Here is a 23,479-nt window from a genome sequence, read left to right as displayed (position 1 = left end):
TATTTACTATCACGGCGTGGTGGCGGTTTGCGCCGATCTGGTCAACTGGCTGGTACCGTTGGAACAGGTATTGGCCAAGCAGAATCATCTGCTTTCCGCCAAGGCCGATCTGGAAATCGTGCGCGGCTGCGACGGTGCCGGTGTGTTGTTTTTGGTGGTATCCGCCGTGCTGGTTTTTCCATCCGGATTGAACCGGAAGGTGCTGGGTCTGCTGCTGGGCATCGGCTTGATCTACTTTCTCAATCTGCTGCGTATCTGCGTGCTGTATTTCGTCATTGCTTACCAACCGGGCTGGTTCCAATTGATTCACACTTATGTGGCGCCGACATTGATGGTGGTGCTGGGATGCTGTTATTTTGCCTGGTGGGCGTTCGGTTCGGCGCATCCAATCCATGAACCGGCGTGAATTGCTTTTCCTGACCCTGAAAGGCCTGCTGGCTTGGCTGGTGTTGTCCGGCTTGGTTTTGTATTTTGGAGAAAGGCTGATAACAGGCCTGTTCCCGTTGCTGAAGGCCGTCATGATTTCAATGGCGCCGGATTTATCGCCCAGTTTGCACGTGGTCAAATCGGTGCAATCCCAATTGGATGCATCGATTGAATTATCGGTTTTAGCCTTGAGGCCGATTTATCTGAATGCCGACCATTTCATTCCACCTCCAACCGAATTGAAATCGTCCGCCCATTTGCTGCATAGCTTCGTGCCATTGGTCATTGAAGGATCGATGTTGCTGGTTTGGCCGGTACAGCACTGGCGGCAACGGTTATGGTTACTCGGTTTGGGTTTGCTCTCGGCGGCGTTGGTGATCATGGCGACATTGCCGGCACAGCTATTAGGCAAATTGGAAATATCGTTTCAAGACATTGCCGAATCGGGCAGTAATCCCCGAGCGGTACCTTGGTTCGTGGACTGGATGGTGTTTTGTGAACTGGGCGGCCGTTGGTTGCTAGCGATCGCGGCAGCTTGGTTGTGTATTCAATTACAGCGGGGGTTGCTGCGGAACTGAGCATCATGAATGGCTACAAGTTGCGGGGTGATTTGTGCAGGAAGTGGCAGCGGTGTTACACCGCTCCATCAATTATCCGTCAGGCGATGCTTTTTTGAGAGCGGCCAGGATTCGATAAACGCTGGCCGCCCCGATGTTCAACTGTTGGGCAATGTTGGTTTTCACCATGCCGCTTGCGGCAAGCTTGACGACTTCTTGACGTACTTCAGCTGACAGCGGTGTTCGGCCTTTATATTTACCGGCCGCTTTGGCTTTAGCAACGCCTTCCCGTTGCCGCTCCAGCATCATTTCCCGCTCGAATTGTGCAACACCACCCAAGACGGTCAGCATCAGTTTTCCGGTCGGGGTCTGGGTGTCCATGCCCAGATTCAAAATCCTTAAGCCGACCGCTTTTTGTTCCAACGTTTTGATAATCGCCATGAGGTCGGCAACGGATCGGGCCAGCTGGTCGAGTTTGGTGGCCACCAGCACATCACCCTCTCGGGCGAATTCCAATGCGGCTTCAAGTTGTGCGCGGACGGCAACGGAGGACACTTGCTCCTGAAAGATTTTTTTGCACTGGGCGGCTTCGAGTTCCCGCAATTGTGCTTCAAGACCAGCTATTTGATCGAGCGTTGAGGTTCTGGCATAGCCGATGATCATTTTTCGCTCACTAGGATTTAAGATATTGTGATAGTGTGTCTATCATAAGTCTAAATCGTATCTATTGGTAGGCTTTTATAGCAGCTGCCGACTCTATCGCTAGGCCAAGGTCTATTGATAGACCAAACAGGGAAGATTTTTAGTAGCACGGCAAACTTTAACTATCTTGTGCGCTCATCTTCTGAAATAACTTGTCTTGCATTATTTTAAAAATCATAGTATGGAAAACTTTGAAGATGCCCACATCCCGCCAAGGCGCTCTGATAAAAGTAAACGCATAACTGTTTTATCAGAAACCGAGAAAGCCGCTTTATATGAATTACCAGACTTCGATGATTTTCAGCGCACTGAATTCTTCGAAATGACTGAGAAAGAACATGCCATTGTATTTGGGCGTAACGGCCTACGTGCACAGGTCTATTGCCTTTTACAGATCGGATATTTCAAAGCGAAGCACAGTTTTTTTCAGTTTACGTTACAAGACGTACCTCGGGAAGACATTACTTTTGTCATGGAACGGTATTTTCAAGGGATGGCATTGGCGGAACGCCCATTACCCTCTAAAGAATATTATCTGCAACGCAACGAGATTGTGGATTTATTGGGTTATCGGCTCTGGTTAGAAAGCGATGTGACATCGCTATTGGATAAAGCCACTGAACTGGCGAGGCAAGATGCTACACCGACATTTATCCTGACCGAATTGATTGTCTTTTTAAACAATCAGAAAATTGTGCGCCCAGGGTATACAACCCTACAAACGATCATTGGTGATGCCTTGACTTCCGAGCGCAACCGTTTGGAGCAATTGATCGACGAAATCGTAGATGAATCCGCACGGACCGAGCTTAAAAAACTACTCGTTCGCGAAGACACCTTATCTGGATTGGCAGCCATCAAGCAAGATACCAAGAACTTCAGCTACCAAATGATGGTGGTAGAACGCCAGAAGCGGGCAACGCTGGAGCCTTTGCACCAGATAGCGAAGACACTCCTGCCAAAACTCGAAATTTCGCAGCAAAATAAAAATTACTACGCCAGTCTCGCCAATTTTTACAGCATCTATGACTTAAGGCGATTGAAGCCTGGGCAAACCTATTTGTACCTGTTGTGCTACGCTTGGCAACGTTACCGGCAACTGAGTGATAACCTGGTCAGCAGTTTTTGTTACCAGCTTAAAAAACTGGAAGAAGAAACCAAGAGCGAGTCAAAGCAGCTGTTTAATCAATCCTTATCCAGTAAACAACAGGAGTCGCCACAAGTAGGTCGTTTGATTTTATTGTACGTTGATGAGGCAATTGACGACGCTACCTTATTCGGGACAGTACGCGATCAGGCCTTCAACATCATGCCGAAGGACTCCCTCATCACTGCGGGGCAACGCTTATGCGAAAAATCACCCAGTCAAATGGCTTTTCGCTGGGAGGCCGTCGATAAAGTTGCTGCGCGTTGCAAGAAAAATTTGCGTCCGTTGGCCATGGCCACCGATTTTTCCAGTACCGACCCCCAGAACCCGTGGCTGATGGCGTTGAACTGGATGAAGACCGTTTTTTCCCGCCAACAAACCTTAGCGCAACGGCCAGTTAGCGAAATTCCAGCCGACACGATACCAAATCGCCTGCGTCCCCATTTGCTGATATTGGATGAAGAAGGGAACGCCACCGGTATTCGTGGCGACCGATACGAATTCTGGATTTATCGGCAAATCAGAAAACGCTTCGACATAAACGAACTGTATCTGAATGATAGCGTTGTGAATCGCCGCTTTAGTGACGATCTGGTTTCGATGGAACAGCAAGCCGATGTTCTGAAGAAGCTGGACATCCCCTGGTTGCGTCAACCGTTGGTTGAATCAATTGACGCGTTGTACGCCGAACTTGGTCAGCAGTGGAAACCTTTCGACCGCGAGTTACGGCAAGGTAAACTAAAGCATCTGGAATATGACGCGGCTCGCAAGCATTTGACTTGGCGGAAAAAGCCTAAGGTCAACAAAGATGAGGCTTTAAAGGTGGGATTCTATGCCAAACTTCAAGCGCATGGTATCGCCGATATTTTCCGATTTGTTAATGACCAGTGCCAGTTTCTCTCGGCGCTAACGCCGTTACAACCGCGCTATGCCAAAAAAGTGGCCGATGGGGACAGTTTAATGGCAGTCATTATTGCTCAGGCGCTGAACCACGGCAACCTGAGCATGGCCGAGATCAGCGATATACCGTATCACGTCCTGGATGCCACCTATCAGCAATATTTACGACTCTCCACATTGAAAGCCAGTAATGATCGGATCAGCAATTTCATTGCGGAGTTAAGTATCTTTCCCTATTATTCATTCGGGCTGGAACAACTCTATGGCAGTGTCGATGGGCAACATCTTGAAATGGGAACGCCCACCCTCAAAGCGCGACATTCTAAAAAACACTTTAGGCGGGGGAAAGGCGTTGCCGCTTATACCCTGCTCGCCAATCATATCGCGTTGCAAACTGAATTAATCGGTTCGCATGAACATGAAAGCAATTTTTTATTCGATATTTGCTACAACAATACCTCGAATATCATGCCGACAGCCATTACCGGCGACATGCACAGCATTAATAAAGCCAATTTCGCTATTTTGCATTGGTTCGGCATGAAGCAGATGCCCCGATTCGTTAGTCTTCAAAATCAGCTGAAACACCTCTATTGTGCCGGTGATATTGCAAACTACCACAAATTTTTGATTAAGCCCGCCGGACAGATTAACCGTTCTGTGATTGAATCCGATCAAGCCCATATCGATCAAATCATCGCTACACTGGGCCTTAAGGAAATGACCCAGAGTACATTGATTAGAAAACTGTGCGCATTACCCGCACAAAATCGCACACGGAAGGCCATTTTTGAGTTCGACAAATTGGTGCGCAGCATTTACACCTTAAAGTATTTGCGTGATCCTCAGATAGAGCGTGATGTACATCGTTCGCAAAACCGTATTGAAGCCTACCACCAATTACGTTCATATACCTCCCAAGTCAGCGGCAAAAAGCAATTGATCGGCAGAACGGATCTGGAAGCCGCCATCACCAATCAGTGCGGCAGGCTAATCGCCAATGTCGTTATTGCCTATAACTCGATCATATTATCGCTGCTGGTCGATAAGTATAAAGCTGCCGGAAACGAGAAAGTGATTGCTCAACTCCAGAAAATTTCTCCTGTGGCTTGGCAACATATCCATTTTTTGGGTCATTATGACTTTAAGAACAACCACAACCCAATTAACTTCGAAGCGATGCTGGCCGATATAAAATTTGATTAAGTTATTGATTTAACTAGAAATGGAAAAATTACGCGGTTTTGGGCTTAGAACCCCGAATAGCTTTACGCGCAGCTGGGAAAATAATGCCCAATCTGTTTGCCTGCAAAACGGCGTGCAGAAATTCCAGAGATTGTCTTCCGGCCAAAGCTTTACATCACTTATGGCAAAGGCGGATGACGCTAAGGCAAACAGCAGCAGGATTTTCTAAGCACTTTAATAATAAGTCGTCTTTTAAATTTGTTGGTTAGCGTAAAAACACCTGCAACTTTTACGTTAGGGGAATATGATACCTAACGGTTTTTCCTGCGTGCTAATCACGCGTGCGCGGAGGTTGATATGGCGGGTCAAAAGTATCTAATTGAATTCAATTGTTTCGAGGCGTGCGTTCCCAAAAAACTTCAAGATAACGTGAAGAGGACAATCGTTGGCGCTTTCAAAGACTTCGATGTCGATCTCGATTTTTCCGGAAAAAAATCGGGTCATGATTTACTCGTGAAGTTCACGCGAGAGGTTCCGCCTCACCCTGTTTACGGAGAAAGCTCTCGTCCCTCGATGAATGACGTCATCCTGAGCGGCGATGCGACCGTGTATGTCGGTGGTATGAAGGCCATGCGACTGCAGATGGGTAATCAGTTATGCGAAGCCGCATTTCCCGAAACAGAAGCGAGTCTTGGTTCACTAATTGCCAATACTACAGCGCATGAAACCGCTCACATGCTGGGCTTGGATACAGGCGGTTATGACGATGGAGGGCACACAACCGATCTGAATAACTATATGTGGGATGCTCTTTCGCTACCGGGAGGCAGTACTCGCGTGACCCCGTTTTTCGAGTATGTCGTGGTGCGTGGCGATACGTTGTCGGGGTTGGTTCAGCGTTTCATTCGTGGGACGTTGGATCCCTGTCGTCTTGGTGCGACTAGCCTTACCTATAACGAAGTTTGGGACTTTCCACCAAACAAGGAACCGGGCTTCATTCGTGATCCCAAGAAAGGTGGTGTCATAGGTCGCCGCGCTAACAATCCAAATTGGATCTACCCTGGCGAGAAAGTTGCGTTTCCCAATAGCACGTTGCGGCTCCAGGCTTATCGCCGGAACTTTCCTGGCTTTCTTGGGAAAAAGACCTTCACGGATCAGCAAATTAGGACGATGAAAAAATTTATCGCGGATCGAATTGCGGCCGGTAAGGGCTAGAAGGGTAGCCGCCGTTTGTTGTAAAGCGCCGAATGACGCGTCAGGATCGTTAAAGCGTCAATCAACAACTCGCCTGACTTCTCCATTACATGCTTGGCATTTTCCAATTAGAACCAAGCTATTGCCTAACATTTCCACAGTATAATCGACGATAGTCGTGCGGTCGCTGCATTGAGCACACCAGGTAGAACTTAAGATCGCTGCTTGATGTGATTTGGAAATGGCTCGCCAAAGCTTTTCGGCTTCGAATGAAAATTGCTTAGCCATTGCTAACGGTCACTGTATTTTGTGGTGCAAACTTGCTTGGCATCACAAGTCACCGTTTTTTTGATCGTCGTTGGCCGCTTGAGCGTAGGTTGTATAAGCGGTTGTTCTGCTGTCATTGTATTTGCTCTGCTTGGGGTAGGGGCTGGCACGATTTGTTGTGGCGTTGAACCGTTGGCAACCAGCGTCAGGGTATTGCCGCTTTGGCTCATGTTGAAATACTTTAAGGTATTCATGCCGATCAAAACCTCGTCCAGATGTTGGTTGATGGCTGCATCAAGGTTCCTGATTTCCGCATTGCCGATTTTCAGACTGTTTATTTGGGTGAGTCGGTCAATTACCTTGCCACCTGCTGTGTTCGAGTTGATCTGCGCACCAATAGGTAGCCGAGCGGCATAGGCTAAATTGGCGGGGATTGAGGTTATAGTAGCGCCGGTATCGATCAAAAATGGCATGGGTACGTTATTGATTATCACCGTACCTCGGAAGTGCCCTTGCCGATCCGCTTTTATTTCGATGCCCCCGGAAATTGCCTGAATGGTTTCGGGTACAGCCGGAATTGCAATGGTGGGTAAGGCCGGCTGTTGAGTGGCTTTGAACTTTAAGAGTCTGTCCGCACCATGCCATAGCCCGAATAACATCAGCGCCGGCGTCAAAAGGTACCTAAGGTTACCGGAACTCTTTTTGGCGGGTTTCTGATAACGGCTTGGCTTTCGATTGAGCAACCCATCGAAGTCGCCGTTGTTTGATTTAGCCGCTTCCTTATGCCTTTCCCAGTAATAGTCTCGATCCTGTATGCCCATTTTGCCTCCTCAAGGTTGTAACGTTCGCCCTAATGCGCGCCGATTATCGTCGATGAAGCGTAGTCCGGGTGAGAAGTGTTGCACAAGTACTCTACGTTTCCTAGGTTATTCTTTTAGCGTGGTGAAAGCCGGGCTAGCTTTTGCCTTGCATACCGACCTTTCCGATCTATTTCTGGGTATTCTTGTTAACACCTTTTCGGTTTTAGGCAACATTAATCGTAGGGCGCTTGGATATATTTCGTGCATGTGCGGCTGACGGGAACGGACAAATGCGCCGCCGAGGCAAATTTTTGGCTATCGGTTTTGATCCGCGCCGGAATAGCGACCGGATCAACAAGCAAGTGTTTGTTTAAAGTTGGCTTCAAATTCTACCGGGCTTTGAAAGTCGCTGGTTGTCGGCTGTCTACTACTCGCGCAGGGGATCAGCTAAATTGATTATCTTAAAAATGAAAAATACTTTCATGTTTGCAGATATTTAAGCATTGACAAATCGATGTGCGATTGATACTTTCCGTTCGTAAGTTATTGACCTGTAAGTATTCTGCTCGATTTTCGAATACAGTAATGGCTAATGGCGGTTAGGCGATTCGTTTCCACTTCCTGATTTTGGATTGCACAACCGCCGCCGTGAAGGCTCGCGAATGCGTCTATAATAAAACGCTGTCGAATGCTTCGTAACATTGGCGTCCGGTTTTTGGATGCCTTTCATCTATGGATTCACTTATCCTTCACGGAAAGTAACCATGCATTCTGCAAAATAGCGGAGGTGAAATCATGAGTGACTTCTTATTCGGTCTTTTAATCCGCTTTCCGGGGATAATAGGATTTATATCGCGGATCACCTGGGTCCGGCGATTGATCAGCGATTTCTACATCAATAAGATCGCATATTCCGCTCCGCCGAGGCCGCGTCCGTTTTCCATGGCCTCATCCTACACGACATGGCAATCCTTAACGGATAGGCGCTTTACCGGGCGACATCTTCCCGAAGCCGAGCCTAACGATAATCTACCCAGTGCGGACAAGGTGGTCGATCTGTGGCGTAGAAAAGAGAATATAGAAATACCCTCGAGCAACACCAGTCTGCTGTTTGCTTTTTTCGCGCAATGGTTCACCGATAGTTTTCTGAGGACTAATCTGCTCGATCGCCGCAAAAACACTTCCAATCACGAAATCGACCTGTGTCAGATTTATGGCCTGCGCGAAGAGCTGACCGACATTCTGCGCTTGAAGGAAGGCGGCAAGTTGAAGTATCAGCTCATCGACGGCGAAGTTTATCCGCCCTATTTATTTGATGTCGAGAAAACCACGCGCGAGAATTGGGTGTTCGCCGAACCGGCATTCGAGAATCTGCACCCGCGTTATGCCTTGGAATTTATCTTCAACGACGTGCCGGAAGAACGCCTGAAACGCATGTTCGCGGTCGGCTTGGAACATGGTAATTCGGCGATCGGCTATTCGATTTTGAACACCATCATGCTGCGCGAGCACAACCGGATATGCGATTTGCTGACGGCGGCCTACCCGGAATGGGACGACGAACGTTTGTTCCAAACCGCCAGAAACACCATGATAGTCCTGCTGATAAAAGTGGTGTTACAAGACTACATCAGACAGTTTTCCGGTATTGGATTTACGCTGGACCCGACGCCGGGTATGGCGGAAAAACAGAATTGGTATCGAACCAATTGGATCGCGTTGGAATTCAACCTGCTTTACCGCTGGCACTCCTTGGTGCCTGAACATTTTGCGGTTGGCGATAAACGTTACGCGCTGGATGAATTTCGCAGTAATCCGCCCTTGGTGACCGAATATGGGCTTGGCCCTTTGATCACGGCGGCGTCCAAGCAAAAAGCTGGGCGGATCGGCCTTCACAACACCCACCGTTTCTTCTTCGAGCCGTTTCCGCTCGGCGATGACAAACGCAGCGTGATGGCACGCACCGTCGACATGGCACGCCAGGCCAAGCTCCGCTCCTTCAACGACTATCGGGAAGCCTTCAGCATGCCCCGTTTAAATAGCTTCGAGGAGTTGACCGATGACACTGATCTGCAACAGGAATTGAAGCAACTTTATAACGGCAATATCGACGACCTGGAATGGCATGTCGGCATATTTGCGGAGAAACCGGATGCGAGTTTCATGTTGGGACGGCTGATGGCCAGAATGGTGGGCTACGACGCCTTCACCCACGCACTAACCAATCCGCTGATGTCGGTCCATATCCAAAACCAAAACACGTTCTCCAAAGTCGGACTTTCCGTCATCGATGCAACCGGTGGCCTCGCCGATATCGTTAAACGCAACGTGAAAGATCCTGACAATGTCATTGCCAGCTTTCAATATATCGAGTGACTTGGATGTCAGTCGCAGCCTGAATCGAACCGCAGTCCGGCGCCGCGTACAACATGAATCGCTTATCGTTGCCGGGCGAAAAACCGACCAACAAGGGGGGAGGTATGAAAAACAAACTGCCACAGCAAGAAGATAACATAGCAACACGGGAAAAACGTCGCATTTACCTGGAGCGCATGCAAGCCATCTACGAATATGCCTATGAATATGCCGATACCATCGCGGTGCTGCGTAAGTTATCTTGGCGGGAAATACCCAGGCTGCGCTACCTATACCGGCTGGTTGCGAATCTGGCGCAATTGATCCCCAGCCTGCCGTGCCTGGCATATCAATACCTGCGCTATTTGTTGGGCCTGCCGCTGCGAAATTACCGGGATTACATTTTTTACCCGTTTAGCCCGCCACCCAACCAAACCCTGATCGACCGTTTTCAAGACGATCTGCAATTCGGGCTACAACGCGTCATCGGCGTCAATCCGGTCGCATTGCGGGCCGTATCCAGCCGCCAACCGCTACCGGAAGCGCTGCCAAAGAAGGAGATTCAGCGAATTTTTGCGGAGCAGGTTGACGAAATAAACTATACGGCCGCCGTCAAACAAAAACGGGTTTATTTACTGGATTATGCGGCTTTGCAAGTGTTGCAACAGAACCCGGGAAACATAGACGGAGGGCGTAAACAATACGTTACGACGCCGATCGTGGTCCTGTTTCAGCAAGCCGATGGCATGCTGAAACCGATCGCGATCCAGCTATACCAAGACGGCAGGCCGGACAATCCGGTTTATGCCCCCAACGACGGCGAACTGTGGCTGGCGGCCAAAACCTTCGCGCAAATTGCCGACGGCAACCACCACATCCTACATACCCACGCGACCCGCATCCATTACGTCATGGAAGCAATCATCATGGCCTCCCATCGGCAATTGTACCGTTCTCACCCGCTGTATGTGCTGTTGCGTCCGCATTTGCAATACACCTTGATCGTCAACCACCAGCATACTTTCCTAAGAGACCGAAAAGGCCGGCCGGGCCGCTTTGGCGAATTGTTCGCAGGCGACTATGAAGCCACCACCCAATGCATGGCCGAAGGCATGACCAGCTTCAATTTCGCCGACACGGCCTTTCCGAACGACATCGCTAGGCGTGAGGTCGATAATCCGGAATTGTTTTACCCGTTCCGCGACGACGGCATGCTGTTGTGGAACGCCATTCAAGTCTTTGCGAAAGACTATGTCGATCTCTATTACCAAAGCGATGCGGATGTGTCCGGCGACCGTGAACTACAAGCCTGGGCGAACGACATCACGGCTCAGGACCGCGGCAGGATACCGGGTTTCCCGAACGAATTCGGCTCCAAGCAAGCATTGGCCGGAACCCTAGGCCACTTCATTTTTCTCTGCACGGCCTATCATTCCTGCATTCACTTCAAGCAATATGAATACGCCGGCTTCGTTCCGAACATGCCGTATGCGGCTTATATTCCGCCGCCCGACGGAAAAGCGGCGCCGTGGACCGAAACGGATTTATTCAAGATCCAACCGGCGTTTCGCGCCGCCCTGTCGCAGACCTGGACGTTTTTTCAAACCAATTTTCGCGTCAACCGCATAGGCCAATACGACCTAAACCGCTTCGACCCCGAAGCGCATGCGGTCATCGAGCGATTCCAGAGTGAGTTGGAACGGATAGAAACACAAATCGATCAGGCAAACGCCAGCCGGCCGGTCGCTTATCAACGCCTGAAACCCAGCGAAATCCCCAACGGCGTTACCGTCTGAGGGATAGAACGCCGGCGCTTGAATGATCTGGAGTGGAAGTTAATCGACGCCATTTTCCCCTTGTCCGGAAAGTTTTGCGGCGCCGGTTACCCCCGCGCTTGGCCGCCGTCCCACGTGAACTGCCGTGGCCTCCGCATCGAACACGAACCTGCCGCACCATGAAATCCGGCGGCCGGTTTTCCCAAACGATTCTAGAATCGCCACCTCCGGTGTTGCGCAACGTCACTCCCGCCGATAGGAGGTATTCTCCTTCGAGAGACCGGCGCCCTAACCGATTTCGCCGAATTTCGCCACTCAGCACCGCAGCACCGCAGCCTTTCGCCGTTTGGTATCGTAGTCTAGCTTTGCAGCTCCGCCGCGGCTTTTTCCAGTTGCCTCAGCACGACGAAACCGTCTATCGCCCAAACGCCTGTTAGCAGAATGGCTCCACTCGCGTCGATTGTTTTTGCGGCGGATAATGTCATAAGTTGTATTAAAAATACCTAACCTTACGATTTTTTAAAATCGCTCGTAAATAGAGTTTGCTCAGTAAATCAGCCATAAACATGTCCAAGTCGGCGGGCTAAGCGGGGCTGAGCGCGCGGTGTTAAAACCCATTGTTCCCATACATGTGCAATTGCCTGCATCAAACCAGCAAGATGGCCTTTGCTGAGGACAAAAAAGATCCTTTCCAGGATCAACAGATTCATGACCAGGAAAATGGCATTGATCCAGGCGAATGAGGTGTTGGCACGCTTGGCCCGGATGTAGTTGAGCCGGTAACCCTTTTTGCCTTGGCCGAATTTGCCCTCGATGGGAATGCGTTGCAAATAGTCCTGTCTGCGTTGCGCCTTGGCTTGCTTGACCTGTTCGCGATTGGCGTCGGTGACTTATTTGGGGCGCCCGAGCGGCTTTCCGGCGGTAGGTTCTGGGTTTATTGACAACCTTCAGATCGGCACACAGGGTGTCGATGATGTGTTCACTGAATTCACGTGCTTCGTTCAACAAACTCAAGTCGGTGGGAAACCGGATGGCTTGTTCCACCACGGTGGCATCTAAAATCAATTGGCCGCGATGCGCAGGCTTCGTGGCTTCCGGCTCAGAGGCCGTTTCCGGGGAGTCACTGGGCTTTTCCTCGATTGGGCCGATATCAGGCTCGGAACGCTGAGCCGCGTCAGCCGGTGCTTGCGGATTTCGACCAATAACGATGGTGCAAACGGTGCCGCCGCCTGATAACCAGGCAACCCTACGAAATATTGCAGGTACGGGTTTTTCTGGATCTGGAGCACGGTTTCTACATCCGACAGGCACAGCTTGTGTTTGATGATCACGGCGCCTATCACCAGTCGCGCGTCTTTCAAAGGCCGGCCTCGATCAGCCGACAGGCCTTGATAATAGCTTTCAGCCAGTTCATCCCAAGGGATGCATTCGCTCAGCTTGACCCAGCGATTGTTTTTATCCAAGACCGTTTCAAAGGGCCAGTCGAATTCGGCTATCGTCAGTTGTTTTGAGCTGATGGTTTGAATCATAGGTGCACGGTTTTTGAAGTCAAAGGCCTGTTTTTTGTGCATTAATTATAGAAAATATCATCAAATAAGTACTGATATCAATGAGTTGTATTTGCTGAGTAGACTCTAAGTACTGTTGGGTTTATCAAAATGGACTATGTGAGTTCAGAAGATGAAATGACTCCACGACGAGGTGAATTGCCAGTGCCGAAAGTCAACTCCGGTTCTCTAAACGGAGAAAATGGGCGCAGCCGAACGCATCGTCTGCAATAGTGATCTTCCCCGTCCGGTCTGAAGCGGCGGCCAGCACCGCCGCGTCAATTAGGAACGTTGCAACCGGTTTTCCATCCGAAGGTGACCATGCTTTTAAGCAACGATCATAGCCACCGCAGACAACCAACTGCTGATCTCGAACAATTTGAAGAGTCCTGATTTTAGCTGTATGCAACGACACAATCCTAATCAAGTGCCCGGGTTTTGTTGACCATTACATAAGGCTTGAATCCGTTCGAGCCGGCCATCTGCGTGTATCCTCCTTTTGGACAAAAGCTAGAGGAAATTTCAAGAGTAATTCAAGGTCCTCGCAAGGTCTTCTATCCAACCATCCAGTAACCTTAGCTCACCGATTGCGATGGGCGCGGTCGGTATCACAATGAGGATATAGATATGAAGATAGTTATTATTGGAGGCACCGGTCTCATCGGAACAAAGCTTGTTTACAGACTTCGCCAGAAAGGACATGAGGTTGTAGCGGCGTCACCCAATACGGGCGTCAACACTATTACTCGGGAAGGACTGGCCGAGGTTCTTGTCGGCACTCAAGTCGTCGTCGACGTGGCCAACGCGCCTTCGTTTGAGGACAAGGCCGTGTTGGAGTTCTTCGAGATTTCCGGTCGCAATCTACTCGCCGCGGAGGAGGCCGCCGGCGTCGGGCATCACTTGGCCCTTTCAGTCGTAGGCACCGAGCGGCTACTGGATAGTGGCTATTTCCGCGCCAAGCTGGCCCAGGAAAAACTGGTCAAGACTTCAAAGATTCCGTACACCATTCTTCGCTCGACGCAGTTCTTCGAGTTTGCCAAAAGTATCATTCAGTCTGCCGTCGATGGTGACACGATTTATTTATCGCCTGCGTTGTTTCAACCGATTGCAGCGGATGATGTCGCCGCCGCGCTTGCCGATCTTGCGGTTGGGCTACCCATAAATGGTATGGTCGAAGTCGCCGGTCCGGACCGATTTCCCTTGGACGCATTTGCGCAACAATATCTCGACGCCACCAATGACAACCGTCGAGTGATCGCCGATGTCAACGCCCGCTATTTCGGTACTGAGTTGAACGATCAATCGCTCACTCCGGGCGACGGGCCACGCATCGGCTCAACCCGCTTCGAAGCATGGTTACACAATCAATGATGTCGTTTCGGCACTTTAAACTGGGATAAGACGCCGTGGCGACCGTCAACCAGACGGACCACGACCATGGCTTTGTTCTTTCACCCATCCATAACAGGAGATGAACCATGATTGCAAGATTACTTACTGCCGCGATGCTTGCGGCAACCCATATGAGTGCAGTACCCGCCGCCGATGCCTCGGACGACAGGTCGAAAGTGACGATGGTCTACGACCACGAGCTCCCGAACGTGCCCGGCAAGAGTATGCGTGGCGTGCTGGTCGAGTATGCCCCCGGCGGCACATCGCCCGCGCATACCCACCCGAACTCCGCATTCATCTATGCGACGGTTCTGCAAGGCGCGATCCGGAGCCAAGTCCACGACTGGCCGGTCACTACCTACCGTGCCGGCGAAAGTTTCTCAGAGCATCCCGGCGACCGTCACAGTGTCAGTGAGAATGCAAGCGCTAGCCAGCCTGCGCGCCTGCTCGCCGTGTTCGTTGTCGATACCGACGAAAAAGCGCTGACGACCTTTTCTAAATGACCACAACGTATCCCGATCGGAAACCAAGGAGATCAACATGACTCAGCGACTGAACATTTTTGCCCAAAAGAACGAGGGTATCGACAGCCTCATTGCCGCCGAAACCTGGATTTCAAAACAATTCGACCCCAAGCTGCTCGAACTCGTCAAGGTGCGGGTATCCCAGATCAATGGCTGCGCGCATTGCCTGCATATGCATCGGCAAGACGCGCTCAAACAGGGGGAGGACGAGGTCAGGCTGATGCTCCTGAGCGCCTGGCGCGAATCCGAGCTCTATTCGGAACGCGAACGCACGGCTCTCGGTTGGGCTGAGTCGCTCACCCGAATCGCAGAGAGCCACGCCGCGGATGCCGTCTACGAAGAGGCGAAAAGCACCTTTTCCGAAGACGAGCTCATCGCCCTTTCCATTGGTATAGCCATGATTAATGCCTGGAACAGGCTGGCGATCGGCTTTCGCCTGCAGCATCCGGCGGACCGCAAGCGAGCGGCGTGAGAGGAGGATAATGGTCGCGGGAAGAACAGGCCCTCGGCCTGCCGAATTGCCACGAAACCGGCGTGACCGAGCGAACGGCCCGGCAGCGGAATCGTTCGACCAGGATGCGCGACTCGGCGAGGCCCTGCGGCTATCCTTACCTGCCAGCGATCCGACAATAAGGGTCCGTCCGGATTGGACGGGCCGGACTGGCCTTCGGCAACTTAATGGCCATCCATGATGTAATGAGGAAATGTCATGTCTAGATTGAACGATAAGGTCGTCATTGTTACGGGCGGAAGCTCAGGCATCGGCCGCGCCGCGGCATTGACCTTTGCCAGACAGGGGGCAAAGACGATTATCACGGGTCGCCGCGTGGCGCCGATCGAGGCCGCCGCCGCAGCCCACCCCAACCTTATTGGCCTGGTTGCGGATGCCGCTTTGCCCGACGATGCCGTGCGCACCGTTGCACGGGCCATCGATTCATGGGGCCGCCTCGATGTGCTGGTGAACAACGCCGGCGCGGGTGCCATGCTCCCGCTGGCCGAAGCCACCGCCGATCGAATCGCACACATCCTCGCCGTGAACGTGCTGGGTCCGAGTCTTCTTGCAAGGGCTGCGCTCCCTTATCTGATGGCGACGAAAGGAACGATCATCAATATCTCGAGCACATTCGGCCACAAGCCGGCAGCCGGACTCTCTCATTACGCCGCCAGCAAGTCGGCATTGGAGCATCTCACTCGCTGCTGGGCGCTGGAGCTGGCTCCCCATGGTGTCCGCGTCAATGCTATCGCGGCCGGTCCGACTGAATCGGCCGCGTTAACGGGCATGATGGGGCTCACACCGGAACGGGCTGCAGTCATCAAGGAGCAGGAACGCGAACGCATCCCGCTCAAGCGGCGCGGCAATCCGGATGAAGTGGCCCGCTGGATCGTCTCGCTGGCCGATCCGGCTTCCACATGGGTAACGGGCCAAGTCATTGCGGTCGATGGCGGCCTGGGTCTGGCCTAGGCCGATCGTGCAAGTCCGCCCGAGCGTGTTTTCCGGCCTTTATTTATTCCGGTAATCCTGCTCTTCGCAGGCCGTCTGCGAGCGTGGCGAAATCTTGCGGTCGATGTATCGGCAGCCAGTCTTTCAGATTGGCGATACGCAACGAAGCATCGAGCCGGCGCAAATGGCGCATGGCTCGCCGCGCTTCGTCCATTCGCCCGGCCAACGCATGGCTGGCCGCGATGATGGCGACCACCATCAGGAATGTGGGCAAATCCGTGAAGGCCTTCTCTGCCCATGACGAAGCGATATTGAAGCGCCCGGCGAACAGGTGCGCTGCCGCCAATCCGGCCTGCATTCGGTATATTTCGGGATCAAGTGGGCTCAAACGCATGGCGTGCTCGAAATGTTCAATGGCGCTGTCGGGCTCACCATGCCAGACTCGCAGAAATCCGCCCAGGAACCAGGCTGCAGCCAGGTTCGGGTTGAGTACCAGCGCTCTATCCAACAATGCAATACCGGCATCGAGGTCTCCACTCAGATGCCCAAGCGCATGGCCACTTCGGGTGAGCGCGACGGCATCGTTCTTACCTAATTCCACGGCTTGGTGGGCCAAGCGAGTGCCTTCGGCAATTTCCCGCACAGGGTCCTTCATCCAACCGTTGATTTTGTGCCAGAAATGACACCATGCCGCCATCGCATAAGCGGAAGCGTAATTCGGATCAAGCTCTATCGCCTTCGAAAATAGCAAGAGCGCTTCGTCAATCGCGTTCTTGCTTCCTTTGTGTACGTTCGCCACGCCGCGCAGATAATAGTCGTAGGCGTCGAGGTTTTCAGTGGGTTTCCGCTTGGCGCGTTCAATCTCGGCATGTTCGACCTGCGGCACGATAGCGCCTACTACGCTGGCGGCGACCTGATCCTGGAGATCGAAGATGTCGTCAAGCGTGCTCTCGAAACGCTCCGCCCAGAGATTCCTTCCGGTCGCTGCATCGATCAGCTTGCCGGTGATGCGTACACGGTTTGCAGATTTTCGGACGCTGCCTTCCAGCACATAGCGCACGCCCAGTTCGCGACCCACCTGCCTCATGTCCACGGCGAGGCCCTTATAGGTGAAGCTGGAGTTGCGCGCAATGACATACAGCCAGCGCATGCGCGACAAGGCCGTGATGATATCCTCCACCACGCCGTCCGCAAAATACGCCTGCGCGAAATCGCCGCTCAAATTAAGGAACGGCAAGACGGCAATGGCAGGTTTTTCGGGAAGGACCGGCGCGCTAAGAAGGGACTCAGTCGATTTTGTCAAATCAACCTTTACTGAACTCATGTCCGCCGCCGATGCTGTTTCCTTGACTTCGCCGACGAATCGAAATCCTTTGCGCGCAACCGTTCGGATTAGGCGCTGATCCCGACCATTATCCCCAATCGCCTTGCGCGCTGCGTTAATGTGACTGGTCAGGGTTGATTCCGAAACGATCCGTCCACACCAAACCGCATCAAGCATGTCATCCTTGCTGACCACGCGTTCGCGGTTTTCCACCAGGTAAATCAAGAGATCAAAGACTTGCGGGCCAACAATAATCCCGCCTGTTGCCCCGGTCAACTCCCGCCGAACGGGATCGAGCAAGTAGTCTTCAAATGCAAAATGCACTTTGGCGCTCCTCATTTGGTGCGGGAACATAGCTTTGGTTGCCGGACCATTATCTGAAGCCGGGCGTGGTTATGTCATGTCGCTAAGGGATTGATGATGGCAAGTATACCGTATTATATTTCATAACTATCTTGATTTTATTGAACTTTAACGGCACGAAGGTCGATTGACACAACGAGCGGTGCCGCGACCGGTTTCCCGATAACTCCGGGATGAATACCCTGACGTACAGGACGATGCCGATTTTGAGAGCGGTTAAAAATGGGGGATTACCATTCTGATGAGCTTCAGATTCCTGATTGAGCCGAGCCAGAGTTTTATCAGCTGCCAGGGTTGACAACGCTACTTTGGCTTTGAATACCGGTGAATGTTTTCTTCTCGGTTTTTCGCCGCCATCGCTTTAGATTAGAGCGACCGCAAGTTTCAATGCTCGATCGAGTTCCGTAAAACTGTTATAAAAATGTGGCGAAAAACGGATGCCGCCGCCGCGCAACGCGCATACCACGCCGTTTTGTTGCAAATGTTGATACAGAGCCTGATTGTCGTGACTTTGATGTTTGAACACCACGATACCCGATTTAAGCGGGCTTTGCCGGTTGGACAATAAAACCAGTTGCGGATGATCGGCAATGGCGGCTTTTAAATAATCGCTGCGCTCGATTACCTTTGCCTCGACAGTCTCCATGCCGGTTTCCAACAGCAACGACAAGCTGGCGGATAGCGCTTGGATACCCAGCATATTGGGACTGCCGCATTCGAAGCGGCGGGCGCCGGGGTGAATTTCCCAGGGTACATTTTCGTAATTATGGATATCCTTCATCATGTGCCAACCGTATTGAGTCAGCATGAGTTGTGCTCTGGCTTCGGCCGTGCTGTAAAACACTCCCAGGCCTTCCGGCCCGAACATCCACTTGTGGCCGTCAGCCATTACAAAGTCGGCCTGACAGGCCTGGGCGTCGAATTGCACCGCGCCCAGGCTTTGAATGGCGTCCACGCAAAACAGAATGCCGCGCTGTTTGCAAAATTCACCGATGCGGGGCAAGTCCATGCGCAAGCCGGATGCAAACTGGATCGAGCTGATGGTGAGCAGGCGGGTGCGGTCGTCTACCAACGCAAACAAGGCATCTTCCGGCGTATCCGTGCCGCCGAGATCGGCCTGACGGAATTCCACGCCCTGGTCGGCTAGCGATTGCCAGGGCAAGCGGTTGGATGGAAATTCTTCATTGCTGGAAACGATATTGTCGCCGGACTGCCAGGGTAGGCCATAGGCTACAAAAGACAAGGCTTCCGAGGTGTTTTTCACCAGAGCTATATCCTCAGAGGAGGCGGCATTGAGCAAGGTTTGCAGTTGCCGGCGCAATTCGGCTTCTTTCTTCAGCCAGTCCAAATAAAAATGCGAGCCGAAGCGGCTGTTTTGTTCGGCAAAGGCAATGACTGTATCGCTGGTACGTTTGGGCCAGGGTGCGACGGCGGCGTGGTTGAGATAAATCAGCTGGTCGGTGAGTGGGAATTCCGGATGTTTCATAGGTATGAGCGCATGGGTGTATGAAGGAAAGCGGATTGCCAGGTATTGCCGGTTAGCCAATTTAAGGTTTGGTTTTGTGATTGGCCTTGGATTATCCGCGAAGATGTTGGGCGAAACAACTGGATAGCGGTCGATGCTGTTGGTTTAGGAATTTAGCGGCCAAGCAACACTCAGTTGACAAGGGTATGTCCAGCTGATAGTTTTCTCTGGCACTCTCGTATTTAGAGTGCTAACAGTCGACTTTGGGTGATGGTGTGGCAAGCAATCAGGATTTAAACGAAAGATCGCTCTATTTATTGAAAACACTGGTGGAGCGTTATATTCACGACGGTCAGCCCGTGGGATCGCGGGTATTGTCGAAAGATCCCAATCTAAAGCTCAGTCCGGCCACCATTCGCAATGTGATGGCCGACTTGGAGGACATGGGCTTGATCCATTCACCGCATACCTCGGCCGGCAGGGTGCCAACCGTCAGCGGCTACCGGTTGTTTGTCAACAGTCTGTTGACGGTCAAACCTTTGGAATCCAGCGAACTGGATCAGCTGCAAAATAGTTTGCTGACAGAATACGACGGGCCCGGCGACGTACTGAACAAGGCGTCCCGCCTGCTTTCGGACGTGACCAAAATGGCCGGCGTGGTGACCCTGCCGCGCCGGGAAACCGTGACGCTGCGGCATATCGAATTTTTGCCGATGTCCAATACCCGGGTGTTGGTGATATTTGTCACCGACGGCCAGGAAGTGCATAACAAGATCATTCACACCGACCGGTTATATAGCCCGGCGGAATTGCAGCAAGCCGCCAATTATCTGAATTCGGTGTTTGCCGGACGCAGTCTGGCCAAGATCAGGGATTTGATCTTAAAAGAGATGGATCAGGATCGTAGGCAGGTCAATCAGGGCATGATAGATGCGGTCAATATGGCGCAGCTAACCTTCGCCCAGCAGCCCAAGGACGATTATGTGCTGAGTGGCGAAACCAATTTAATGGGTTTTTCGGAATTATCCGACATGGAACGTTTGAAGCAGTTATTCGAAGCTTTCAGCCAAAAACGCGGGGTGATTCATCTGCTGGATCAGTGCCTGCTGGCTGAAGGCGTACAGATTTTTATCGGCGAAGAATCCGGTTATCGGGCCTTCGATCATTGCAGTCTGGTGACTTCTTCGTATTCCATCAACGATGAAGTGGTCGGCGTGTTGGGTGTGATCGGCCCGACCCGTATGGCTTATGAAAAGGTGATTCCCTTCGTTGATGTCACCGCAAAATTATTGGGCGCGGCCTTGAATAGCAAATAAACGCCCCTATCGTTATAGGCAATTAAAAAATATCACAACCTTTGGAGTGAACTATGAGTCATCAGCAATCAAGCCACGAACAGCAAACCGATAGTGATTTAATCGCTGAAGTGCTTGATCAAACCAACGAGGCCTTGGCTGAGCAAGCAGAAGCAGCGGAAACTGCTCCCGCCAATGAAGAGATTAGTGTCGAGGTTCTGCAGAAACAATTGGAAGAAGCACAAAAGCAGGCTGCCGACAATTTGGATAAGGCCATCCGTACCTTGGCGGAAATGGAAAATCTGAAAAAACGGGTGCAAAAAGATCTGGAAGACGAGCGTAAATACGGTTTGGCCAAGTTTGCCAAGGAATTACTCAGCGTGCTGGATAGTTTGGAGCTGGGCATTCAAGCCGCTACCGGCGACAGTCCGGAAGTGGTGAAACTGCGAGAAGGCAGCGAATTGACCATGAAGCAGTTCGAAACCGTATTCGCCAAATTCAATATAGAAACCGTCGATCCTACCGGACAGCCGTTCAACCCCGAACTGCATCAGGCCATGGTCATGCAGCCGAGCGCCACGGTGGCGCCGAACCACGTCATTACCGTGTTTCAAAAAGGTTATGTATTAAACGGTCGTTTGTTGCGTCCGGCCATGGTGGTAGTCGCCAAAGCCGAAGACAAACCGGCCGATAATGCAAAAATTGATGAGCAGGCTTGAAATTAAAACTATCAACCGCATATCCCACACAAATTCTTATTTAATAACTAATTCAAGTCTGGAGAAATTCAATGGCTAAAATGATCGGCATCGATTTGGGTACCACCAACTCTTGCGTAGCTGTACTGGAAAACGGTACCGCGCGCGTTATCGAGAACAGCGAAGGTGCGCGTACCACCCCATCCATTATCGCCTTTACCGGCGACAACGAAGTGTTGGTAGGTCAATCCGCAAAGCGTCAGGCAGTGACCAATCCTGAAAACACCTTATTCGCCATCAAGCGTTTGATAGGCCGTCGTTTCAAGGAAGACGCGGTACAAAAAGACATCAAAATGGTGCCTTACAAAATTATGGAAGCCAATAATGGTGACGCCTGGGTGGAATGCCACGGAAAAAAAATGGCCCCGCCTGAAGTGTCTTCCCGGGTATTGATGAAACTGAAAAAGGACGCCGAAGCATTTTTGGGTGAAGAAGTCACCGAAGCGGTTATCACCGTGCCGGCTTACTTTAACGACTCGCAACGTCAAGCCACTAAAGATGCCGGCCGTATTGCCGGTCTGGATGTCAAACGCATTATCAACGAACCGACTGCGGCGGCGTTGGCGTTCGGTATGGACAAACCTAAGGGTGACACCACCATCGCGGTTTATGACTTGGGTGGCGGTACGTTTGATATCTCCATCATCGAAATCGCCGAAATCGAAGGCGAGCACCAGTTCGAAGTATTGGCCACCAACGGCGATACCTTCCTGGGCGGTGAAGATTTCGATTTGCGCATCATCGATTTCCTGGCTGGCGAATTCAAAAAAGACAGCGGTATCGATCTGCACAATGACCCATTGGCCTTGCAACGTCTGAAAGAAGCGGCGGAAAAAGCCAAAATCGAGTTGTCGTCTTCCGAGCAAACCGACATCAATCTGCCGTACATCACGGCCGATGCCTCGGGTCCAAAACATTTAAACGTCAAACTAACCCGTGCCAAACTGGAGTCGTTGGTCGACGAATTGATCGAAAGAACCAAAGGTCCTTGCCTGCAAGCGATTAAAGATGCCGGTATTTCCACTGCAAAAATCAACGATGTGATTTTGGTGGGCGGTCAATCGCGGATGCCGAAAGTACAGGCGTTCGTGAAAGAATTGTTTGGCAAAGAACCACGTAAAGACGTTAACCCCGATGAGGCGGTAGCCTTGGGTGCGGCGATTCAAGCCGGCGTATTGGGCGGCGACGTTAAAGACGTATTGTTGCTGGACGTTACGCCACTGTCTTTGGGTATCGAAACCCTGGGCGGCGTGATGACCAAGCTGATCGAGAAAAACACCACCATACCGACCAATGCCTCGCAAGTGTTCTCGACCGCTGAAGACAACCAAACCGCCGTTACCGTACATGTATTGCAAGGCGAGCGGGAAATGGCCTCCGGCAACAAATCGCTGGGCCGTTTCGATTTGCAGGATATTCCACCGGCGCCACGAGGTATTCCGCAAGTCGAAGTGTCTTTTGATATCGATGCCAACGGTATTTTGAACGTCTCCGCGAAAGACAAGGCTACCGGTAAAAAGCAATCGATTATTATCAAAGCCTCCAGCGGTTTGTCCGACGACGAAGTTGAACGCATGGTCAGAGATGCGGAATTGCATGCCGATGAAGACCGCAAGTTGAAAGAACTGGTTTCCGCGCGTAATTCAGCCGAAGGCATGATACACGCCACCGAAAAATCTCTGAAAGAGTTGGGCGACCAAGTTAGCGGCGAAGAAAAATCGGCGATTGAATCCGCAATTAGCGACCTGCAAGGTGCGTTGAAAGGTGATGACAAAGACGCCATTGAAGCCAAAACCAATGCCTTGACCGAATTGTCCGGCAAACTGGCCGAACGGATTTATGCGCAAAAAGGCGGCGCGGAAGCTGAAGCAGGCGAAGCGCATGCTGAAGGTGGCGAGCAACAAGCCGCTGCTGATCACGATGTGGTCGATGCCGAGTTCGAAGAAGTCAAGGACGACAACAAATAAGGGCTTACGGCAAGCGTCTTTACGGCGCTTGCCGATTTTATCCGCAGTCCATAATGGGTGGCGCGCCGAGGGGCGATTCCGCCTCAGGTGCTTAA

General features: G+C 51.6%; 20 protein-coding genes and 1 pseudogene. 14 read left to right on the top strand and 7 right to left on the bottom strand.

Annotation, left to right across the window (positions count from 1 at the left end; genetic code table 11):
* Together xrtM and M0R33_RS08070 are read left to right on the top strand one after the other, a co-directional pair.
* Positions 1 to 406 (top strand): exosortase family protein XrtM (gene xrtM / locus M0R33_RS08075; protein ID WP_292567642.1); only part of this gene is annotated, 406 nt, incomplete at its 5' end.
* Entirely contained in the window at positions 393 to 1,004 is a 612-nt protein-coding gene (locus tag M0R33_RS08070) for a hypothetical protein (protein ID WP_292567639.1), read from the top strand. The genes xrtM and M0R33_RS08070, both read left to right, overlap by 14 nt.
* 72 nt (positions 1,005 to 1,076) lie before the next feature.
* Here M0R33_RS08070 and M0R33_RS08065 read toward each other — a convergent pair whose 3' ends face one another.
* Positions 1,077 to 1,646, bottom strand: a complete 570-nt coding sequence (locus tag M0R33_RS08065; RefSeq protein ID WP_292567636.1) for a recombinase family protein — start codon at positions 1,644 to 1,646, stop codon at positions 1,077 to 1,079.
* A 220-nt stretch (positions 1,647 to 1,866) separates the two neighbouring features.
* Here M0R33_RS08065 and M0R33_RS08060 point away from each other — a divergent pair, with 220 nt between their 5' ends.
* From M0R33_RS08060 to M0R33_RS08050, 3 genes are all read left to right on the top strand, one after another.
* Entirely contained in the window at positions 1,867 to 4,938 is a 3,072-nt protein-coding gene (locus tag M0R33_RS08060; protein WP_292567633.1) for a Tn3 family transposase, read from the top strand.
* A 19-nt stretch (positions 4,939 to 4,957) separates the two neighbouring features.
* Entirely contained in the window at positions 4,958 to 5,146 is a 189-nt protein-coding gene (locus M0R33_RS08055) for a hypothetical protein (RefSeq protein ID WP_292567631.1), read from the top strand.
* 128 nt (positions 5,147 to 5,274) lie between these two features.
* Positions 5,275 to 6,132: a hypothetical protein gene (locus M0R33_RS08050; protein WP_292567628.1), complete on the top strand. Its 858-nt coding sequence runs from the start codon at positions 5,275 to 5,277 to the stop codon at positions 6,130 to 6,132.
* A 269-nt stretch (positions 6,133 to 6,401) separates the two neighbouring features.
* On the opposite strand, the gene M0R33_RS08045 is transcribed toward M0R33_RS08050, so the two are convergent.
* Complete coding sequence (locus M0R33_RS08045) at positions 6,402 to 7,199, bottom strand: retropepsin-like aspartic protease (RefSeq protein ID WP_292567626.1); 798 nt, start codon at positions 7,197 to 7,199, stop codon at positions 6,402 to 6,404.
* Positions 7,200 to 7,973: 774 nt separating this feature from the next.
* On the opposite strand from M0R33_RS08045, the gene M0R33_RS08040 reads away from it, so the two are divergent.
* Positions 7,974 to 9,554, top strand: a complete 1,581-nt coding sequence (locus tag M0R33_RS08040; RefSeq protein WP_292567624.1) for a peroxidase family protein — start codon at positions 7,974 to 7,976, stop codon at positions 9,552 to 9,554.
* A 53-nt stretch (positions 9,555 to 9,607) separates the two neighbouring features.
* The gene (locus tag M0R33_RS08035) at positions 9,608 to 11,329 is read left to right on the top strand and encodes a lipoxygenase family protein (protein ID WP_292567622.1); all 1,722 of its coding nucleotides are present in this window, start codon (positions 9,608 to 9,610) and stop codon (positions 11,327 to 11,329) included.
* Between the two features lie 338 nt (positions 11,330 to 11,667).
* On the opposite strand, the gene M0R33_RS08030 is transcribed toward M0R33_RS08035, so the two are convergent.
* From M0R33_RS08030 to M0R33_RS08020, 3 genes and pseudogenes are all read right to left on the bottom strand, one after another.
* Positions 11,668 to 11,793: a hypothetical protein gene (locus M0R33_RS08030; RefSeq protein WP_292567620.1), complete on the bottom strand. Its 126-nt coding sequence runs from the start codon at positions 11,791 to 11,793 to the stop codon at positions 11,668 to 11,670.
* Positions 11,794 to 11,862: 69 nt separating this feature from the next.
* Positions 11,863 to 12,162, bottom strand: a pseudogene (locus tag M0R33_RS08025) (transposase); the annotation flags it as partial.
* Positions 12,163 to 12,369: 207 nt separating this feature from the next.
* Complete coding sequence (locus tag M0R33_RS08020; RefSeq protein ID WP_292567618.1) at positions 12,370 to 12,879, bottom strand: transposase; 510 nt, start codon at positions 12,877 to 12,879, stop codon at positions 12,370 to 12,372.
* A gap of 603 nt (positions 12,880 to 13,482) precedes the next feature.
* Between M0R33_RS08020 and M0R33_RS08015 the strand changes: the two genes are divergently transcribed.
* From M0R33_RS08015 to M0R33_RS08000, 4 genes are all read left to right on the top strand, one after another.
* Positions 13,483 to 14,226 carry an SDR family oxidoreductase gene (locus tag M0R33_RS08015; protein ID WP_292567616.1) on the top strand — a complete coding sequence of 248 codons (744 nt, stop codon included), beginning with the start codon at positions 13,483 to 13,485 and terminating at the stop codon, positions 14,224 to 14,226.
* Between the two features lie 107 nt (positions 14,227 to 14,333).
* Complete coding sequence (locus tag M0R33_RS08010; protein WP_292567614.1) at positions 14,334 to 14,750, top strand: cupin domain-containing protein; 417 nt, start codon at positions 14,334 to 14,336, stop codon at positions 14,748 to 14,750.
* 37 nt (positions 14,751 to 14,787) lie between these two features.
* Positions 14,788 to 15,243, top strand: a complete 456-nt coding sequence (locus M0R33_RS08005) for a carboxymuconolactone decarboxylase family protein (protein WP_292567612.1) — start codon at positions 14,788 to 14,790, stop codon at positions 15,241 to 15,243.
* A 237-nt stretch (positions 15,244 to 15,480) separates the two neighbouring features.
* Positions 15,481 to 16,233, top strand: a complete 753-nt coding sequence (locus M0R33_RS08000; RefSeq protein WP_292567609.1) for an SDR family oxidoreductase — start codon at positions 15,481 to 15,483, stop codon at positions 16,231 to 16,233.
* A gap of 43 nt (positions 16,234 to 16,276) precedes the next feature.
* Here M0R33_RS08000 and M0R33_RS07995 read toward each other — a convergent pair whose 3' ends face one another.
* Both M0R33_RS07995 and M0R33_RS07990 read right to left on the bottom strand, forming a co-directional pair.
* Positions 16,277 to 17,860, bottom strand: a complete 1,584-nt coding sequence (locus tag M0R33_RS07995; protein WP_292567607.1) for a winged helix-turn-helix domain-containing protein — start codon at positions 17,858 to 17,860, stop codon at positions 16,277 to 16,279.
* 400 nt (positions 17,861 to 18,260) lie between these two features.
* A complete protein-coding gene (locus tag M0R33_RS07990) occupies positions 18,261 to 19,385 on the bottom strand; it encodes an aminotransferase class V-fold PLP-dependent enzyme (RefSeq protein WP_292567604.1) in 1,125 nt (374 codons plus the stop codon).
* A gap of 254 nt (positions 19,386 to 19,639) precedes the next feature.
* Between M0R33_RS07990 and hrcA the strand changes: the two genes are divergently transcribed.
* The 3 genes from hrcA (at position 19,640) to dnaK (ending at position 23,384) form a co-directional block, all read left to right on the top strand.
* Positions 19,640 to 20,680, top strand: coding sequence for a heat-inducible transcriptional repressor HrcA (gene hrcA / locus M0R33_RS07985; RefSeq protein WP_292567601.1), 1,041 nt, complete (start codon positions 19,640 to 19,642; stop codon positions 20,678 to 20,680).
* Between the two features lie 53 nt (positions 20,681 to 20,733).
* Positions 20,734 to 21,378, top strand: a complete 645-nt coding sequence (gene grpE, locus M0R33_RS07980; protein WP_292567599.1) for a nucleotide exchange factor GrpE — start codon at positions 20,734 to 20,736, stop codon at positions 21,376 to 21,378.
* A gap of 71 nt (positions 21,379 to 21,449) precedes the next feature.
* Positions 21,450 to 23,384 (top strand): molecular chaperone DnaK, encoded by a 1,935-nt coding sequence (dnaK, locus tag M0R33_RS07975; RefSeq protein ID WP_292567596.1) that lies wholly within the window; start codon positions 21,450 to 21,452, stop codon positions 23,382 to 23,384.
* Positions 23,385 to 23,479: the final 95 nt, after the last annotated feature.

The organism is Methylomonas sp. (assembly GCF_023228165.1).
In the GTDB taxonomy this organism is placed as follows: Bacteria; Pseudomonadota; Gammaproteobacteria; order Methylococcales; family Methylomonadaceae; genus Methylomonas.
This window is presented reverse-complemented; position numbering and strand designations above follow the sequence as displayed.

Excerpts from the sequence above, each read along its gene's own strand:
- M0R33_RS08005 (WP_292567612.1), top strand. The coding sequence starts at position 14,788 with ATGACTCAGCGACTGAACATTTTTGCCCAAAAGAACGAGGGTATCGAC.
- M0R33_RS08070 (WP_292567639.1), top strand. The coding sequence starts at position 393 with ATGAACCGGCGTGAATTGCTTTTCCTGACCCTGAAAGGCCTGCTGGCT.
- M0R33_RS08050 (WP_292567628.1), top strand. The coding sequence starts at position 5,275 with ATGGCGGGTCAAAAGTATCTAATTGAATTCAATTGTTTCGAGGCGTGC.
- M0R33_RS08055 (WP_292567631.1), top strand. The coding sequence starts at position 4,958 with ATGGAAAAATTACGCGGTTTTGGGCTTAGAACCCCGAATAGCTTTACG.
- M0R33_RS08030 (WP_292567620.1), bottom strand. The coding sequence starts at position 11,793 with ATGACATTATCCGCCGCAAAAACAATCGACGCGAGTGGAGCCATTCTG.
- M0R33_RS08060 (WP_292567633.1), top strand. The coding sequence starts at position 1,867 with ATGGAAAACTTTGAAGATGCCCACATCCCGCCAAGGCGCTCTGATAAA.
- M0R33_RS08020 (WP_292567618.1), bottom strand. The coding sequence starts at position 12,879 with ATGCACAAAAAACAGGCCTTTGACTTCAAAAACCGTGCACCTATGATT.
- grpE (WP_292567599.1), top strand. The coding sequence starts at position 20,734 with ATGAGTCATCAGCAATCAAGCCACGAACAGCAAACCGATAGTGATTTA.
- M0R33_RS08010 (WP_292567614.1), top strand. The coding sequence starts at position 14,334 with ATGATTGCAAGATTACTTACTGCCGCGATGCTTGCGGCAACCCATATG.
- M0R33_RS07990 (WP_292567604.1), bottom strand. The coding sequence starts at position 19,385 with ATGAAACATCCGGAATTCCCACTCACCGACCAGCTGATTTATCTCAAC.
- M0R33_RS08040 (WP_292567624.1), top strand. The coding sequence starts at position 7,974 with ATGAGTGACTTCTTATTCGGTCTTTTAATCCGCTTTCCGGGGATAATA.
- dnaK (WP_292567596.1), top strand. The coding sequence starts at position 21,450 with ATGGCTAAAATGATCGGCATCGATTTGGGTACCACCAACTCTTGCGTA.
- M0R33_RS08045 (WP_292567626.1), bottom strand. The coding sequence starts at position 7,199 with ATGGGCATACAGGATCGAGACTATTACTGGGAAAGGCATAAGGAAGCG.
- M0R33_RS08015 (WP_292567616.1), top strand. The coding sequence starts at position 13,483 with ATGAAGATAGTTATTATTGGAGGCACCGGTCTCATCGGAACAAAGCTT.
- M0R33_RS08035 (WP_292567622.1), top strand. The coding sequence starts at position 9,608 with ATGAATCGCTTATCGTTGCCGGGCGAAAAACCGACCAACAAGGGGGGA.
- M0R33_RS08065 (WP_292567636.1), bottom strand. The coding sequence starts at position 1,646 with ATGATCATCGGCTATGCCAGAACCTCAACGCTCGATCAAATAGCTGGT.
- M0R33_RS08000 (WP_292567609.1), top strand. The coding sequence starts at position 15,481 with ATGTCTAGATTGAACGATAAGGTCGTCATTGTTACGGGCGGAAGCTCA.